Raw genomic sequence first — 12,751 nt, forward strand, 5'->3', positions numbered from 1 at the left:
GGGCCGGACGGGACGGGACGGGACGGTCAGGCGGCGGCCAGGGCGGTCACGGGGGTGACGCGGGTCGCGAGCCGGGTCGGCACGACCGAGGCGATCAGGGTGAGCACCGCGGTCGCGGCGACGATGAGCGCGAAGGCGGGCACCGGGACCGCGGGGAGCACCCATGCGTCGCCGCCGTCGGCGGTCGGGGAGGAGCCCATGAGCGATTGCGCGCCGGCCCAGCCGTAGACCGTGCCGAGCACGAGGCCGAGCACGACCGAGGTGATCGTCACGTGCGCAGCCTCCAGGAGCACCACACGACGGATCTGGGCCGACGTCAGCCCGAGCGCCCGGAGCAGGCCGAGCTCGCGGGTGCGCTGCGTGACCCCGAGCACGAGCAGGTTCACCAGGCCCACGCCGGCGATGATCGCGGAGACCCCGACCAGACCCGCCATGATCGCGGCGAACCCGTCGAGCGCCATGGCGAACTCGGCCGGCACCTCGCCGTCGAACGCACGGGCGACGACCGCCTTCACGGTCTCGGTCGTCACCGAGAACATCGACACGAGGGTCACGCCGATGACCACGCCGATCGCCATGCGGCTCGTCCGCTCCGGGTGACGCAGGGCGTTCTCCGCCGCGAGGCGCGCGGTCACCGCCCCGCCGAACGCGCGGCCGACGAGCCGCAGCAGCGGCGGCATGACGAGCGTCGCGCCGAGGACGATGCCGGCGAAGGAGAACACCCCGCCGAAGAACGCGACCACGACGCCCATGGGGGTCAGCATCCCGAGGAGCACACCGCCGGCGAGCATCGCCGTACCGATGACGAACAGGACGACGGCGGTGACGTTCCGACCGGTGCGGCGCGCGAGCTCCTCGTGCGGCGGCTCGCCCGCGGCGCCCAGCGCCTGCAGCGGGGTCACCGCGAGCACGCGGCGCGAGCCGATCCACGCCGCCGCCCACGTGGTGAGGGCGACGATGGCACCCGGCACGAACACGTCGGGACGGATGAACGCGACGTCCAGCTGCGGCAGCCCCAGCCCCGCCTCGAACGCGCGCACCCCGACCCAGCCGCCGGCGACGCCGATGAGCGTGCCGAGCACCGCGCCGACAGCCCCGACCGCGAGGCCCTGGCGGCCGAGCACGGCCCGCTGGCTGCGGGCGGTCGCGCCGATGAGCCGCATGAGCGCGATGCGCCGGGTCCGGCCCGCCACGATCGTGGCGAACGTGTTCGAGACCACGATCGCCGCGACGTACACGGCGAGCCCGAGCAGGAGCGCCGTCATGATCGACAGCACCAGGCGCACGGTGCCCGACTCGGCCGCGTCCGCGTCGGACCGGATGATCGTGGCGATGAACTCGGTCGTGGTCAGCAGCAGCACGCCGAAGGCGGTGGAGATCGCGCTGACGAGGATGCTGGCGCCCATGCCGGTCTCCCGGTACCAGCGCTGCGGGGTCGGTGCGGTCGTCATGCCCGTGCCTCCTCGGCGAGCATGAACGCCGAGATCTCCTCCGCGCCGATGCCGCGGTGGTCGGCCACGATGCGGCCGTCGCCCAGGAACAGCACGCGGTCGGCGTAGGCCGCCGCGACCGGGTCGTGCGTGACCATGGCGATGGTCTGGCGGTGCAGTCGCGCCGCGTCCCGCAGCAGCTCCAGCACCTCGCGACCGGTGCGGGAGTCGAGGTTGCCGGTGGGCTCGTCGGCGAAGACGAGGTCGGGCGAGGTCGCGAGCGCGCGGGCGATCGCGACGCGCTGCTGCTGACCGCCGGAGAGCTGGTGCGGGCGGTGGCCGAGGCGCTCCCGCAGGCCCAGCGTGTCGATGAGCGCGTCGATCCGCGCCCGCTCGCCCTCGGTGGGGCGACGCCCGTCGAGGTCGAAGGGCAGCAGGATGTTGCCCTGCACGTCGAGGGTCGGCACGAGGTTGAAGGACTGGAACACGAAGCCGATGCGGCGGCGTCGCAGGAGTGTCAGCTCCGCGTCGCCGAGCGGGGTGATGTCGGTGTCGCCGAGCCAGACGCGGCCGGAGGTGGCCGCATCCAGGCCGGCCATGATGTGCATGAGGGTCGACTTGCCCGACCCGGAGGGCCCCATGATCGCGGTGAACTCGCCGGCGCGGATGCCGACGCTCACGCCGTCGAGGGCGCGGACCGCGCCGTCACCGGTGCCGAAATGCTTGGAGAGGTGCTCCACCCGGGCTGCGATCCCCGAGTCCGTTGCGTTCGTCTGCATGTCTTCGACGCTACGGAGCAGGCCGCACCCGCCGCGTCGGCCCGGAGGCTGATCCGCATCAGCCGACGGGATGATCCGCGGCTCAGACCAGACGGTGATCGTGCGCGAAGACGACGAGCTGCACGCGGTCGCGCAGGTCGAGCTTGGCCAGGATGCGGCTGATGTGGGTCTTCACGGTCGCCTCCGAGAGGAACTCCTGCGCGGCGATCTCGCCGTTCGAGAGCCCCCGCGCGGCGAGGGCGAAGATCTCGCGCTCGCGCTCGGTGAGCTCGCGGAACGCCGCGGGCGGCTCCGCGGCGGGGGCCGGGTGCGCGCGGAACAGCTCGGCGGTGGCACCCGCCGCGATGACCGAGGAGCCGGCGTGGACGGTGCGGATCGCGGCGAGGAGGAACTCCGGCTGCGCGTCCTTCAGCAGGAACCCGCTCGCGCCCTGGCGGATGGCGCGGGCCGCCGCCTCGTCCAGGTCGAACGTGGTGAGCACGATGATCCGCGGCGGGTCGGGGCGCTGCAGGAGCTCGGCGGTCGCGGCCAGACCGTCCATGACCGGCATCCGCACGTCCATGAGCACGATGTCGGGTGCGGTGCGCGCCACGACCTCGAGCGCCTCCCGTCCGTCACCCGCCTCGCCGACGACCTCCAGGTCGGGCTGGGAATCGACGACCATGCGGATGCCGGCGCGGAACAGCGCCTGGTCGTCCACGAGGACGATGCGCACCGGGCCGCTCATGCGCCCGCCCCGACCGGGATGCGGGCGCTGACGACGAAGCCGCCGACGCCGTCCGGGGAGGCGTGCAGGGTGCCGCCGACGAGCGTCGCCCGCTCGCCCATGCCGACGATGCCGTGCCCGCCGCCGGGTCCCTGGGCACCGGCCGCCCGGTTCCGCACGCGAAGTTCCACCGCAGCATCCTGCCAGGTGACGGCGACCTCGACCGGCGCGGTGCGGTCGCCGTGGCGGAGCGCGTTCGTCAGGGCCTCCTGCAGGATGCGGTAGACCGCGAGCTGGACGGCGGCCGAGGCGTCGTCGGGCGGCGAGGCGATGCGCACCCGGAGGTCGAGTCCGGCGTCGCGGAACTGCGCGAACAGGCCGTCGAGGTCGGCGAGGGTCGGCTGCGGTCCGTCGCCCTCGCGGTGGCGCAGCTGCGTGAGGAGCAGCCGCACGTCGGTGAGCGCCGCCCGGGCGGTGCCGGCGATCGTGACGAGCGCGGTCTCGGCCGCCGCCGGATCTGCCTTCGCCGCGTACCGGGCGCCGTCGGCCTGCGCGATGACGACCGCGAGCGAGTGGGCGACCACGTCGTGCATGTCGCGGGCGATCTGCACGCGCTCCTGCTCCACGGCCGCCTCGGCCTCGGCGACGCGCTGTGCGAGCCGGTTCTCGCGCGCCCGCCGGGTCATCCGCACGAGGGCCCCGGCCGTCCAGGCCAGGAGCAGCCCGAAGGTCGCCGTCGTCAACACCAGGAACGCGAGCGGGAGGTCGTCGACGGTGAGCGTGGCGGTGCCGTTCCGCACCGGCATGACGACCACGACGTACACCGCGATCAACGCCGCACCGACGAACGACGACGCGAAGCCGAGCCAGTACTCCAGCCTCGTCCCGTACGCGGAGGTCACGTAGAGGACGGCGAAGATCGCGACGTCGGCGCCGGCGGGGTCGACGCCCACGAGCATCTGGACCAGCGCCCCCACCCAGGCGATCGCGAGCGCGAGGCCGGGCGAGAGGCGGCGGACGGCGAGCGCGGCGGTGAACACGACCAGGAGCAGCAGCATCTCGACCCGCCGCTCGCCGGGCAGGGCCGCGAAGACGAAGAGGTAGACGCCCGCGCCGACGAGGTCGAACGCGAGCTGTCGGCGGGTGAGTCGTCGCAGCACGCCCTCCACGCTACGGCCGGCCGGGTCCGCGGTCGTCATCCCCGCGATGTATCCAGCCGCCCCGCGTGCAGGACGGCGGGGTCAGACGAGGGGCTCGGCCGCCGCGGCGTCGGCGAGCGCGTCGGCGACCATCCCCAGGTTCTCCGCGGCGACGCCGGCGGTCACCCGCAGGTGGGGGCCGGTCGCGTCGTCCACCACGAACGCCGACCCGGATGCGGCGGTGATCCCGGATGCGGCGAGGTGCACGAGTGCGGCCCGCTCGTCCACCACCGGCAGCCACAGGTTCAGCCCGTCGGGCTCGCCGACGTCGATGCCGCGACGCCGGAGTCCGGCTGCGACCCGGTCGAGCCGGTCCCGGTACACGAGCCGCGCGGCGCGCACGCGGGCGACGGCGGTCTCGTCGGTGAGGAGGTCCAGCAGCACGGCCTGCAGGAGCCGCGAGGTCCAGCCCGGTCCCAGCATCCGTCTGGCCACGACCCGCTCCACGATCCGGGTCGGCCCGCCCATCGCGGCGATCCGCAGGTCGGGCCCGTGCGACTTGGAGTAGCTGCGCACGTGCACCACCTGGTCGGGGAGCCACCGTCCGAGTGTCACGTCGGGGGCGGAGCCGATGAGCGCCGAGTGGTCGTCCTCGACGACCGTGACCCGGTCGCCGCCGGGGACGGTGCGCAGCACCCGGACGAGGGCGCGGGCCCGCTCCGGGCTCATCGACGCGCCGGTGGGGTTCTGCGCGCGCGGCTGGAGCACGACGGCGACGGGGCGGCGCGCGAGCGCACGGGCGAGCGACGCCGGCGTGACCCCCTCCCCGTCCAGCGCGAGCGGAACGGGTTCGGCGCCGAACACGTCGAGCAGGTCGAAGAAGTACGGGAACCCCGGGGACTCCACCGCGACGCGGTCACCGAACCGCACGACCTGCTCGAGTACCCGGACGATGCCGTCGAGCGCGCCGTCGACCACCGTGATCGCGCCGACGGCGCCCGTCGGCCAGCCGTCATGGAGCACCCGGTGGAGCTCCGGGAGCACGGGCAGGTCGTGGTAGCGGCCGGTGTCGGCACGGGGCGTCGCCCGGGCGAGTGCGGGGGCGAGCGAGGGCAGCAGCGCCGGGTCGGGGGTGCCGAGGGAGAGATCGAGCCGTGCTCCGTCATCGCTCGTCACGAGCGTGTTCACCCGCGGGCTCAGCCACTCCCGCCGCTCGTCGCGGACGAAGGACCCGGCGCGGCCTCGCGTGACGATGACCCCCGCTGCGGCAAGCGCATGCCAGGCCGCGCTCACAGTGCCGGCGGAGACGCCGAGGGCCGAGGCGACCTCGCGGACGGTGGGCAGCCGGTCGCCCGGGGCGAGCACGCCCTCCGCCACGAGGCGGGAGAGTTCGCCCGCCAGTCCCTGCGGGGTGCGCGCGGTGAGGGTCTCGGGGCGGAGCATCGGTTCTCCCGCCGTTCGGCCGCAGGATTTACGGCTCCGTCACATCCGGAAATTACAGAGAAATGTTCAGCAGGAACAGTAACAGAACTGGCGCGAAACCTATCGGGGAGCCCGGCGGCGGCTCTATAGTCCACGGCAACACCCCACGACCGGGAGGCAATGATGACGACGGTACGAGCGGCGATCACACAGACGACCTGGACGGGCGACAAGGCGTCCATGCTCGACAAGCACGAGGGTTTCGCGCGGGGGGCGGCCGCGCAGGGCGCGCAGGTGGTCTGTTTCCAGGAGCTCTTCTACGGGCCCTACTTCGGGATCACCCAGGACAAGAAGTACTACCGGTACGCCGAACCCGCGGACGGCCCCATCGTCCAGCGCTTCGCGTCGCTGGCGAAGGAACTCGGCACCGTGATGGTGCTGCCGATCTACGAGGAGGCCGAGACCGGGGTCTACTACAACTCCGCCGTGCTCGTCGACGCCGACGGCACCATCCTCGGCACCTACCGCAAGCACCACCTGCCGCACCTCGACCGCTTCTGGGAGAAGTTCTACTTCCGGCCCGGCAACCTCGGCTACCCGGTGTTCGACACCGCCGTCGGCCGCATCGGCATGTACATCTGCTACGACCGCCACTTCCCCGAGGGATGGCGCGAACTCGGCCTGAACGACGCGCACATGGTGTTCAACCCGAACGCCACGAAGCCGGGCCTGTCGAACCGCCTGTGGGAGGTCGAGGGGCCCGCCGCCGCGGTCGCCAACGGCTACTTCGTCCTCCAGCCCAACCGCGTCGGCCGCGAGGACAACGAGTACGGCGACCTCGCCGTCGAGTTCTACGGGACGAGCCAGGTGATCGACCCGCGCGGCGACTTCGTCGGCGAGCGCGGCTCCAGCGAGCACGAGGAGATCCTCATCCGCGACCTCGACCTCGACATGGTGCGCGAGATGCGCGACGACTGGCAGTTCTATCGGGACCGCCGGCCCGACTCCTACACCCGGATCGCGAAGCCGTAAGGAGGAACGACCCATGGTCACGACCCTCATCACCGGCGGCACCGTCGTCTCGGCGACCGGCCGCACCCAGGCCGACGTCCTCGTCGACGGCGAGCGCATCGTCGCCGTGCTCGCCCCCGGCTCGGAGCTCCTCGGCACCGACCTCGCCGCATCCGTCGACACCGTCGTCGACGCCACCGGCAAGTACGTCATCCCCGGCGGCATCGACGCGCACACCCACATGCAGCTGCCCTTCGGCGGCACCGAGGCGAGCGACACGTTCGAGACCGGCACCCGCGCCGCGGCCTGGGGCGGCACCACCACGATCATCGACTTCGCGGTGCAGCGCTCCGGCGAGCGCGTGCAGGACGGCCTCGCCGCATGGCACGAGAAGGCCGCCGGGAACTGCGCGATCGACTACGGCTTCCACCAGATCATCGGCGGCGTGGACAAGGACGCCCTGGCCGCGATGCCGGGCCTCATCGACGAGGGCATCACGAGCTTCAAGCTCTTCATGGCCTACCCGGGCGTCTTCTACTCCGACGACGCACAGGTGCTGCGGGCCATGCAGGTCGCCCGGGACACGGGCCTGCTGACGATGATGCACGCCGAGAACGGCCCCGTGATCGACGTGCTCGCCGAGCAGCTCGTCGAGTCCGGCAAGACCGACCCGTACTTCCACGGCATCGCGCGCGCCTGGCAGGCCGAGGAGGAGGCCACGCACCGCGCGATCATGATCGCGAACCTCACCGGCGCACCGCTGTACGTCGTGCACGTGAGCGCCAAGCAGGCCGTCGAACAGCTCGCCGCCGCCCGCGACAAGGGCCAGAACGTGTTCGGCGAGACCTGCCCGCAGTACCTCTACCTCTCGCTCGAGGAACAGCTCGGCGCCTCCAGCCCCGAGTGGGGCTCGTTCGAGGGGGCGAAGTGGGTGTGCTCCACGCCGCTGCGCTCCCGGGCCGAGGGGCACCAGGACCACATGTGGCAGGCCCTCCGCACGAACGACCTGCAGATGGTCTCCACCGACCACTGCCCGTTCTGCATGAAGGACCAGAAGGAACTCGGCCGCGGCGACTTCCGCGCCATCCCGAACGGCATCGGCTCGGTCGAGCACCGCATGGACCTCATGTACCAGGGCGTCGTCACCGGCGAGATCTCCCTCGAGCGGTGGGTGGAGCTCACCAGCACCACCCCGGCGCGCATGTTCGGCATGTACGGCAGGAAGGGCGTCATCCAGCCGGGCGCGGACGCCGACATCGTCGTCTACGACCCCAACGGGCACACCTCGATCGGGGTGGGCAAGACCCACCACATGAACATGGACCACTCCGCGTGGGAGGGCTTCGAGGTCGACGGGCACGTCGACACCGTCATCTCCCGCGGCAAGGTGATCGTCGACGACGGGCGCTACCTCGGCGCCAAGGGCGACGGACGCTTCGTCAAGCGCGGCCTGACCCAGTACCTGGTCTGAGGAGGACCCCCATGGACTTCGGCGTCGTCCTGCAGACCAACCCGCCCGCATCCCGCGTCGTCCAGCTCTCGCAGCTGGCGGAGGCGCACGGGTTCAGCCACGTCTGGACCTTCGACTCCCACCTGCTGTGGGAGGAGCCGTACGTCATCCACTCGGCGATCCTGAACGCGACGAAGCGGATCACGGTCGGCCCGTTCGTGACGAACCCGGCCACCCGCGACTGGACGGTGACCGCGTCGGTGTTCGCGACCCTGAACGAGATGTACGGCAACCGCACGGTCTGCGGCATCGGCCGCGGCGATTCGGCCGTCCGCGTCACGAACGGCAAGCCGACCACGCTGAAGGAGTTGCGCGAGTCGGTGCACGTCATCCGGGAGCTCGCGAACTCCCGCCCGGTCGAGTACAACGGGGCGACCCTCCGGTTCCCGTGGAGCCGCGGCTCCGAGCTCGAGGTGTGGGTGGCCGCATACGGCCCGCTCGCGCTGAAGCTCACGGGCGAGGTCGGCGACGGCTTCATCCTGCAGCTGGCCGACGTCGACATCGCCGCGTGGATGATCAAGGTCGTCCGCGAGGCCGCGGCCGCCGCCGGTCGCGACCCCGACGAGGTGAAGTTCTGCGTCGCCGCGCCCATGTACATCGGCGACGACTGGGAGCACATGCGCGAGCAGTGCCGCTGGTTCGGCGGCATGGTCGGCAACCACGTCGCCGACATCGTGGCGAAGTACGGCATGCACGGCGAGGTGCCGGAGGCGCTCACCTCCTACATCGCCGGCCGCCAGGGGTACGACTACAACACCCACGGCAAGGCCGACAACGACCACGTCGACTTCGTGCCCGACGAGATCGTCGACCGGTTCTGCGTGCTCGGCACCGCGCAGGACCACATCGCCAAACTCGAGCAGCTGCGCGAGCTCGGCGTCACCCAGTTCGCCGGCTACCTCCAGCACGACAACAAGGAGGAGACGATGCGGGTGTACGGCGAGACGGTCATCCCCGCCCTGTCCGAGCACATCACGGCGAAGCGATGACGACGACCGATCCCGTCGCACCCGCCCCGCGCCGTCGCCGGACGGGCACCGGCATGCCCCGCGGCGCCGCGTGGGCGTGGGGCGCGATCGGGATCGTCGCGCTCGTGCTCCTGTGGGAGCTGTACAAGTGGCTCGGCCCGGAGGACGGCGTCGTCATCGGCGACGAGCGCGACGGCCTGCGCATCCTCCCCCGCACCCACGACCGGGCCATGCCCCACGTCTGGATCATGCTTGCCCGCCTGTTCGAGCCGACGAGCGGCGCCAGCACGCCGCCGCTGTGGCAGACCGTCGCGGGCGGCGTCGTCACGACCCTCGGCATCGCCGCGGTCGGCTGGCTCATCGGCGTCGTCGTCGGGATGCTGCTCGCCCTGCTCATGCAGCGGTGGCGCATCGCCGAGTGGGGCCTGCTGCCGTGGATCGTCGTGTCGCAGACCGTGCCGCTCATCGCGTTCGCGCCCCTCGTGTCGCGGATCGGCAACCAGATCGACCGCAACCTCTTCCCCTGGCCCGGGTGGCTCTCGGTCGCGCTCATCGCGTCGTACCTGGCGTTCTTCCCGGTCGCGATCGGAGCCCTCCGCGGTCTCAACGCACCCGACGCCATCCACCAGGACCTCATGCGCAGCTATGCCGCCGGGTACCGGCAGACGCTCTTCCGGCTGCGCCTGCCCGCCGCGGTCCCCTACCTGCTGCCGGCGCTCCGGCTCGCCGCCGCGAACGCGGTCGTCGGCGCCGTCGTCGCCGAGGTGTCCATCGGCATGCGCGGCGGCCTCGGCCGGATGCTGCTGCAGATGGCGCAGTCCGCATCCGCCGACCCTGCCCTCCCCTGGGCCCCGATCTTCGGCGCGGTCCTGCTCGGACTCATCGCCGCCGGCTCCGTCGCGCTGCTCGGCGCGTCGCTGAAGACCTACCGCCGTGGAGAGGCCCTGGCATGACCGCATCCGATCAGACCGCCGTCCGGGTCACCGGCGTCGACCGCGTCTTCGGCACCGCGAAGCGCCCCGTGCAGGCGCTCGCGGACGTGCAGCTGGAGATCGCCGCGGGGGAGTTCGTCTCGCTCATCGGGCCCTCCGGCTGCGGCAAGTCGACGCTCATGCGGCTCATCGCCGACCTCGACCAGCCCACCGACGGCACGCTCGAGGTGTTCGGCAAGAGCCCGCGCCAGGCCCGCCTCGACCAGGACTACGGCATCGCGTTCCAGCAGGCGGGGCTCCTCCCCTGGCGCACCGTGCTCGCGAACATCGCGCTGCCGCTGGAACTCCACGGGGTCGCCTCCGCCGAGCGCACCGCCCGCGCGGCGGAGCTCGCCGAGATGGTGGGGCTCACCGACTTCGGCGCCCGCTACCCCGACGAGCTCTCCGGCGGCATGCAGCAGCGGGTCGCGATCGCCCGCTCGCTCGCGACGCGGCCGAAGCTCCTCCTCATGGACGAGCCGTTCGGCGCGCTCGACGAGATGACGCGCGAGCGGATGCAGACCGAGCTCATCCGGATCGCGAAGGAGACCGGCGCGGCCGTCGTCTTCGTGACGCACTCGATCCCGGAGGCGGTGTACCTCTCGGACCGCGTCGTGGTCATGTCGCCGCGGCCGGGCCGCATCACGGAGGTGCTCGAGGTGCCGTTCGGGCGGGAGCGGCCGGAGTCGCTGCGCGAGTCGCCGCGGTTCTTCGAGCGGGTCACCGCGGTCCGTGAGTCGCTGCACGGCGCACCGGTGGAACGGGCGAACGAGCGATGACCGCCACGGCCGAGCGGACCCTCCGCATCGTCGCCCCGATCGGGGTGGGCGTGCTGCTGCTCGCCGCATGGCTCGGCATGTCGATGATCACCACCGGCAGGGCGAAGCTCGTGCCCGGGCCGGCGGAGGTGTTCGCGGCCTTCGGCGCGAACGTCGGCATCATCGCCGAGGACGCCCTGGTCACCGGCGGCAACGCGCTGGTCGGCCTCGTGACCGGCACGATCGTCGCGGTCGTGCTCGCCGGGGTCGCAGCGTGGCTCCGCCCGGTGGACGCGATGACCGCGCCCGTCGTCGCCGCGATCGCGGTCGTGCCGATCGTGGCGCTCACGCCGCTGCTGAACACCATGTTCGGCGCGTCGAGCCAGTTCGGACGCGAGGTCGTCGCCGGGATCGCCTCGTTCGTCCCGGTGTTCGTCAACGTGCTCCGGGGCCTGCGACAGGCCCGCCCGGTGCAGCGCGACCTGTTCACCGCGTACGCCGCCGACGGCTGGCAGCAGTTCCGCAAGCTCACCTTCCCCACGGCGCTGCCCTACCTCGTCACGGGCGTCCGCATCGCGAGCTCGCTCGCGGTGATCTCCGCCCTCGTCGCGGAGTACTTCGGCGGCCCCGCGGACGGGCTCGGCACCGCGATCGCCGGCTACTCGAAGTCCGGCAACGCGGCGCTCGCGTGGGCGTACGTGGGGGCCGCGATCATCGTCGGCCTCGTCTTCTTCCTCGTCACGGTGCTGCTGGAGCGCCTCACGACGAGACGCAGCTCGAGCTGACCCGGAGGTCCGCCCGACACCCCGCGCACCACCCGAACGAAAGGAACGACATGCGACACAGCACCAGGCGCGTCCTCGGAGCGGCGGCAGCCGTCACGACGGCGGCGCTCGCCCTCACGGCGTGTTCCGGCACGTCCTCGGACTCCACCGACAGCGCGTCGGGCGACTTCGAACCCATCACCGACATCAAGCTCCAGCTGCAGTGGCTGCCGCAGGCGCAGTTCGCCGGCTACTACGTGGCGCTCGAGAACGGCTACTTCGAGGAGGAGGGCTTCGAGGACGTGGAGATCCTCCCCTCCGGTGGCGACATCGTCCCGCAGGACGCCCTCGCCGCGGGCGACGTGGACTTCGCGATCGCCTGGGTCCCGAAGGTGCTCGGCACCATCGAGTCCAGCGGCATCGAGCTCACTGACATCGCGCAGGTCTTCCAGACCTCCGGCACCACGCAGGTGTCGTGGGCGGGCTCCGGCATCGATTCCGTCGCCGACTTCGAGGGCAAGCGCATCGGCTCGTGGGGATTCGGCAACGAGTGGGAGATCTTCGCTGCCATGGGCGCCGAGGGCCTCGACTCGACGACGGTGTCGATCACCACGCAGGACTTCTCGATGAACGCGCTGCTCGACGGCGACGTCGACGCCGCGCAGGCCATGACGTACAACGAGCTGGCGATGGTCCTGGAGACCGTGAACCCGGAGACCGGCGAGCTGTACACGATGGACGACCTCGACGTCATCTACTACGAGGACACCGAGGGCGCCATGCTGCAGGACGCCATCTGGGCCGACACGCAGCGCCTCGAGGACGACCCGGCCTACGCCGACGCCGCGGTGCGCTTCCTGAAGGCCGTCATCAAGGGCTGGCTGTTCGCCCGCGACAACCCGGAGGAGGCCGCCGAGCTGGTCTGGGACGTCGCCTCCACCGCCGAGCTCGCCTTCCCGGTCGGGCCGGTCCACCAGCTGTGGCAGATGAACGAGGTCAACAAGCTCATCTGGGGCGGCGACGCCTTCGGCCTCGTCGACAAGGCCGCGTGGGACAAGACGGTCGCCGGCGCCATGTCGGCGGTGAACCAGGACGGGCAGAACCTCATCACCGCGGGCCCGCCCGCATCCGCGTACTCGAACGACTACATCCAGCAGGCGCTCGACGAGCTGAAGTCCGAGGGCGTCGAGGTCGACGGCACCTACACCCCGATCGAGGTGACCCTCACCGAGGGCGGCCAGTGACCCGCTGAGGCCGCTCGCGGCCGATTTGGGGGCCGCGAGACTGCAACTG

At 72.0% G+C, this 12,751-nt stretch carries 12 protein-coding genes; 7 read left to right on the top strand and 5 right to left on the bottom strand.

Going from position 1 to position 12,751, the window contains the following annotated elements; all coding sequences use genetic code 11:
- Positions 1 to 26: 26 nt before the first annotated feature.
- The 5 genes from ACWAUO_RS13560 to ACWAUO_RS13580 form a co-directional block, all read right to left on the bottom strand.
- Positions 27 to 1,451, bottom strand: a complete 1,425-nt coding sequence (locus ACWAUO_RS13560; RefSeq protein ID WP_460776146.1) for an ABC transporter permease — start codon at positions 1,449 to 1,451, stop codon at positions 27 to 29.
- Entirely contained in the window at positions 1,448 to 2,209 is a 762-nt protein-coding gene (locus ACWAUO_RS13565) for an ABC transporter ATP-binding protein (RefSeq protein ID WP_460776148.1), read from the bottom strand. The genes ACWAUO_RS13560 and ACWAUO_RS13565 overlap by 4 nt, the downstream gene beginning before the upstream one ends.
- A gap of 82 nt (positions 2,210 to 2,291) precedes the next feature.
- Positions 2,292 to 2,936 (bottom strand): response regulator, encoded by a 645-nt coding sequence (locus ACWAUO_RS13570; protein ID WP_460776149.1) that lies wholly within the window; start codon positions 2,934 to 2,936, stop codon positions 2,292 to 2,294.
- On the bottom strand, positions 2,933 to 4,114 hold the full coding sequence (locus tag ACWAUO_RS13575; protein WP_460776151.1) for a sensor histidine kinase: 1,182 nt from the start codon (positions 4,112 to 4,114) through the stop codon (positions 2,933 to 2,935). The genes ACWAUO_RS13570 and ACWAUO_RS13575 overlap by 4 nt, the downstream gene beginning before the upstream one ends.
- A gap of 42 nt (positions 4,115 to 4,156) precedes the next feature.
- A complete protein-coding gene (locus ACWAUO_RS13580; RefSeq protein WP_460776152.1) occupies positions 4,157 to 5,497 on the bottom strand; it encodes an aminotransferase class I/II-fold pyridoxal phosphate-dependent enzyme in 1,341 nt (446 codons plus the stop codon).
- 162 nt (positions 5,498 to 5,659) lie between these two features.
- Here ACWAUO_RS13580 and ACWAUO_RS13585 point away from each other — a divergent pair, with 162 nt between their 5' ends.
- Genes ACWAUO_RS13585 through ACWAUO_RS13615 form a run of 7 tightly spaced genes read left to right on the top strand, consistent with a single transcriptional unit; the run spans position 5,660 to position 12,702 of the window.
- Positions 5,660 to 6,508 (top strand): nitrilase-related carbon-nitrogen hydrolase, encoded by an 849-nt coding sequence (locus ACWAUO_RS13585; protein ID WP_460776154.1) that lies wholly within the window; start codon positions 5,660 to 5,662, stop codon positions 6,506 to 6,508.
- 13 nt (positions 6,509 to 6,521) lie between these two features.
- Positions 6,522 to 7,958 (top strand): dihydropyrimidinase, encoded by a 1,437-nt coding sequence (hydA, locus tag ACWAUO_RS13590; RefSeq protein ID WP_460776156.1) that lies wholly within the window; start codon positions 6,522 to 6,524, stop codon positions 7,956 to 7,958.
- An 11-nt stretch (positions 7,959 to 7,969) separates the two neighbouring features.
- Positions 7,970 to 8,986: a TIGR03842 family LLM class F420-dependent oxidoreductase gene (locus tag ACWAUO_RS13595; RefSeq protein WP_460776157.1), complete on the top strand. Its 1,017-nt coding sequence runs from the start codon at positions 7,970 to 7,972 to the stop codon at positions 8,984 to 8,986.
- Positions 8,983 to 9,918: an ABC transporter permease gene (locus ACWAUO_RS13600; RefSeq protein ID WP_460776159.1), complete on the top strand. Its 936-nt coding sequence runs from the start codon at positions 8,983 to 8,985 to the stop codon at positions 9,916 to 9,918. The genes ACWAUO_RS13595 and ACWAUO_RS13600 overlap by 4 nt, the downstream gene beginning before the upstream one ends.
- The gene (locus ACWAUO_RS13605) at positions 9,915 to 10,715 is read left to right on the top strand and encodes an ABC transporter ATP-binding protein (protein ID WP_460776161.1); all 801 of its coding nucleotides are present in this window, start codon (positions 9,915 to 9,917) and stop codon (positions 10,713 to 10,715) included. The genes ACWAUO_RS13600 and ACWAUO_RS13605 overlap by 4 nt, the downstream gene beginning before the upstream one ends.
- Complete coding sequence (locus ACWAUO_RS13610) at positions 10,712 to 11,479, top strand: ABC transporter permease (RefSeq protein WP_460776163.1); 768 nt, start codon at positions 10,712 to 10,714, stop codon at positions 11,477 to 11,479. The genes ACWAUO_RS13605 and ACWAUO_RS13610 overlap by 4 nt, the downstream gene beginning before the upstream one ends.
- Before the next feature lie 50 nt (positions 11,480 to 11,529).
- A complete protein-coding gene (locus ACWAUO_RS13615) occupies positions 11,530 to 12,702 on the top strand; it encodes an ABC transporter substrate-binding protein (RefSeq protein WP_460776164.1) in 1,173 nt (390 codons plus the stop codon).
- Positions 12,703 to 12,751 lie beyond the last annotated feature (49 nt).

The sequence above is a fragment of the Microbacterium sp. GXF7504 genome, from assembly GCF_054798235.1.

What these genes read in the sequence shown, in the direction of transcription:
- ACWAUO_RS13560 (WP_460776146.1), bottom strand. Translation starts at nt 1,451, where the DNA reads ATGACGACCGCACCGACCCCGCAGCGCTGGTACCGGGAGACCGGCATG.
- ACWAUO_RS13565 (WP_460776148.1), bottom strand. Translation starts at nt 2,209, where the DNA reads ATGCAGACGAACGCAACGGACTCGGGGATCGCAGCCCGGGTGGAGCAC.
- ACWAUO_RS13570 (WP_460776149.1), bottom strand. Translation starts at nt 2,936, where the DNA reads ATGAGCGGCCCGGTGCGCATCGTCCTCGTGGACGACCAGGCGCTGTTC.
- ACWAUO_RS13575 (WP_460776151.1), bottom strand. Translation starts at nt 4,114, where the DNA reads ATGACGACCGCGGACCCGGCCGGCCGTAGCGTGGAGGGCGTGCTGCGA.
- ACWAUO_RS13580 (WP_460776152.1), bottom strand. Translation starts at nt 5,497, where the DNA reads ATGCTCCGCCCCGAGACCCTCACCGCGCGCACCCCGCAGGGACTGGCG.
- ACWAUO_RS13585 (WP_460776154.1), top strand. Translation starts at nt 5,660, where the DNA reads ATGACGACGGTACGAGCGGCGATCACACAGACGACCTGGACGGGCGAC.
- hydA (WP_460776156.1), top strand. Translation starts at nt 6,522, where the DNA reads ATGGTCACGACCCTCATCACCGGCGGCACCGTCGTCTCGGCGACCGGC.
- ACWAUO_RS13595 (WP_460776157.1), top strand. Translation starts at nt 7,970, where the DNA reads ATGGACTTCGGCGTCGTCCTGCAGACCAACCCGCCCGCATCCCGCGTC.
- ACWAUO_RS13600 (WP_460776159.1), top strand. Translation starts at nt 8,983, where the DNA reads ATGACGACGACCGATCCCGTCGCACCCGCCCCGCGCCGTCGCCGGACG.
- ACWAUO_RS13605 (WP_460776161.1), top strand. Translation starts at nt 9,915, where the DNA reads ATGACCGCATCCGATCAGACCGCCGTCCGGGTCACCGGCGTCGACCGC.
- ACWAUO_RS13610 (WP_460776163.1), top strand. Translation starts at nt 10,712, where the DNA reads ATGACCGCCACGGCCGAGCGGACCCTCCGCATCGTCGCCCCGATCGGG.
- ACWAUO_RS13615 (WP_460776164.1), top strand. Translation starts at nt 11,530, where the DNA reads ATGCGACACAGCACCAGGCGCGTCCTCGGAGCGGCGGCAGCCGTCACG.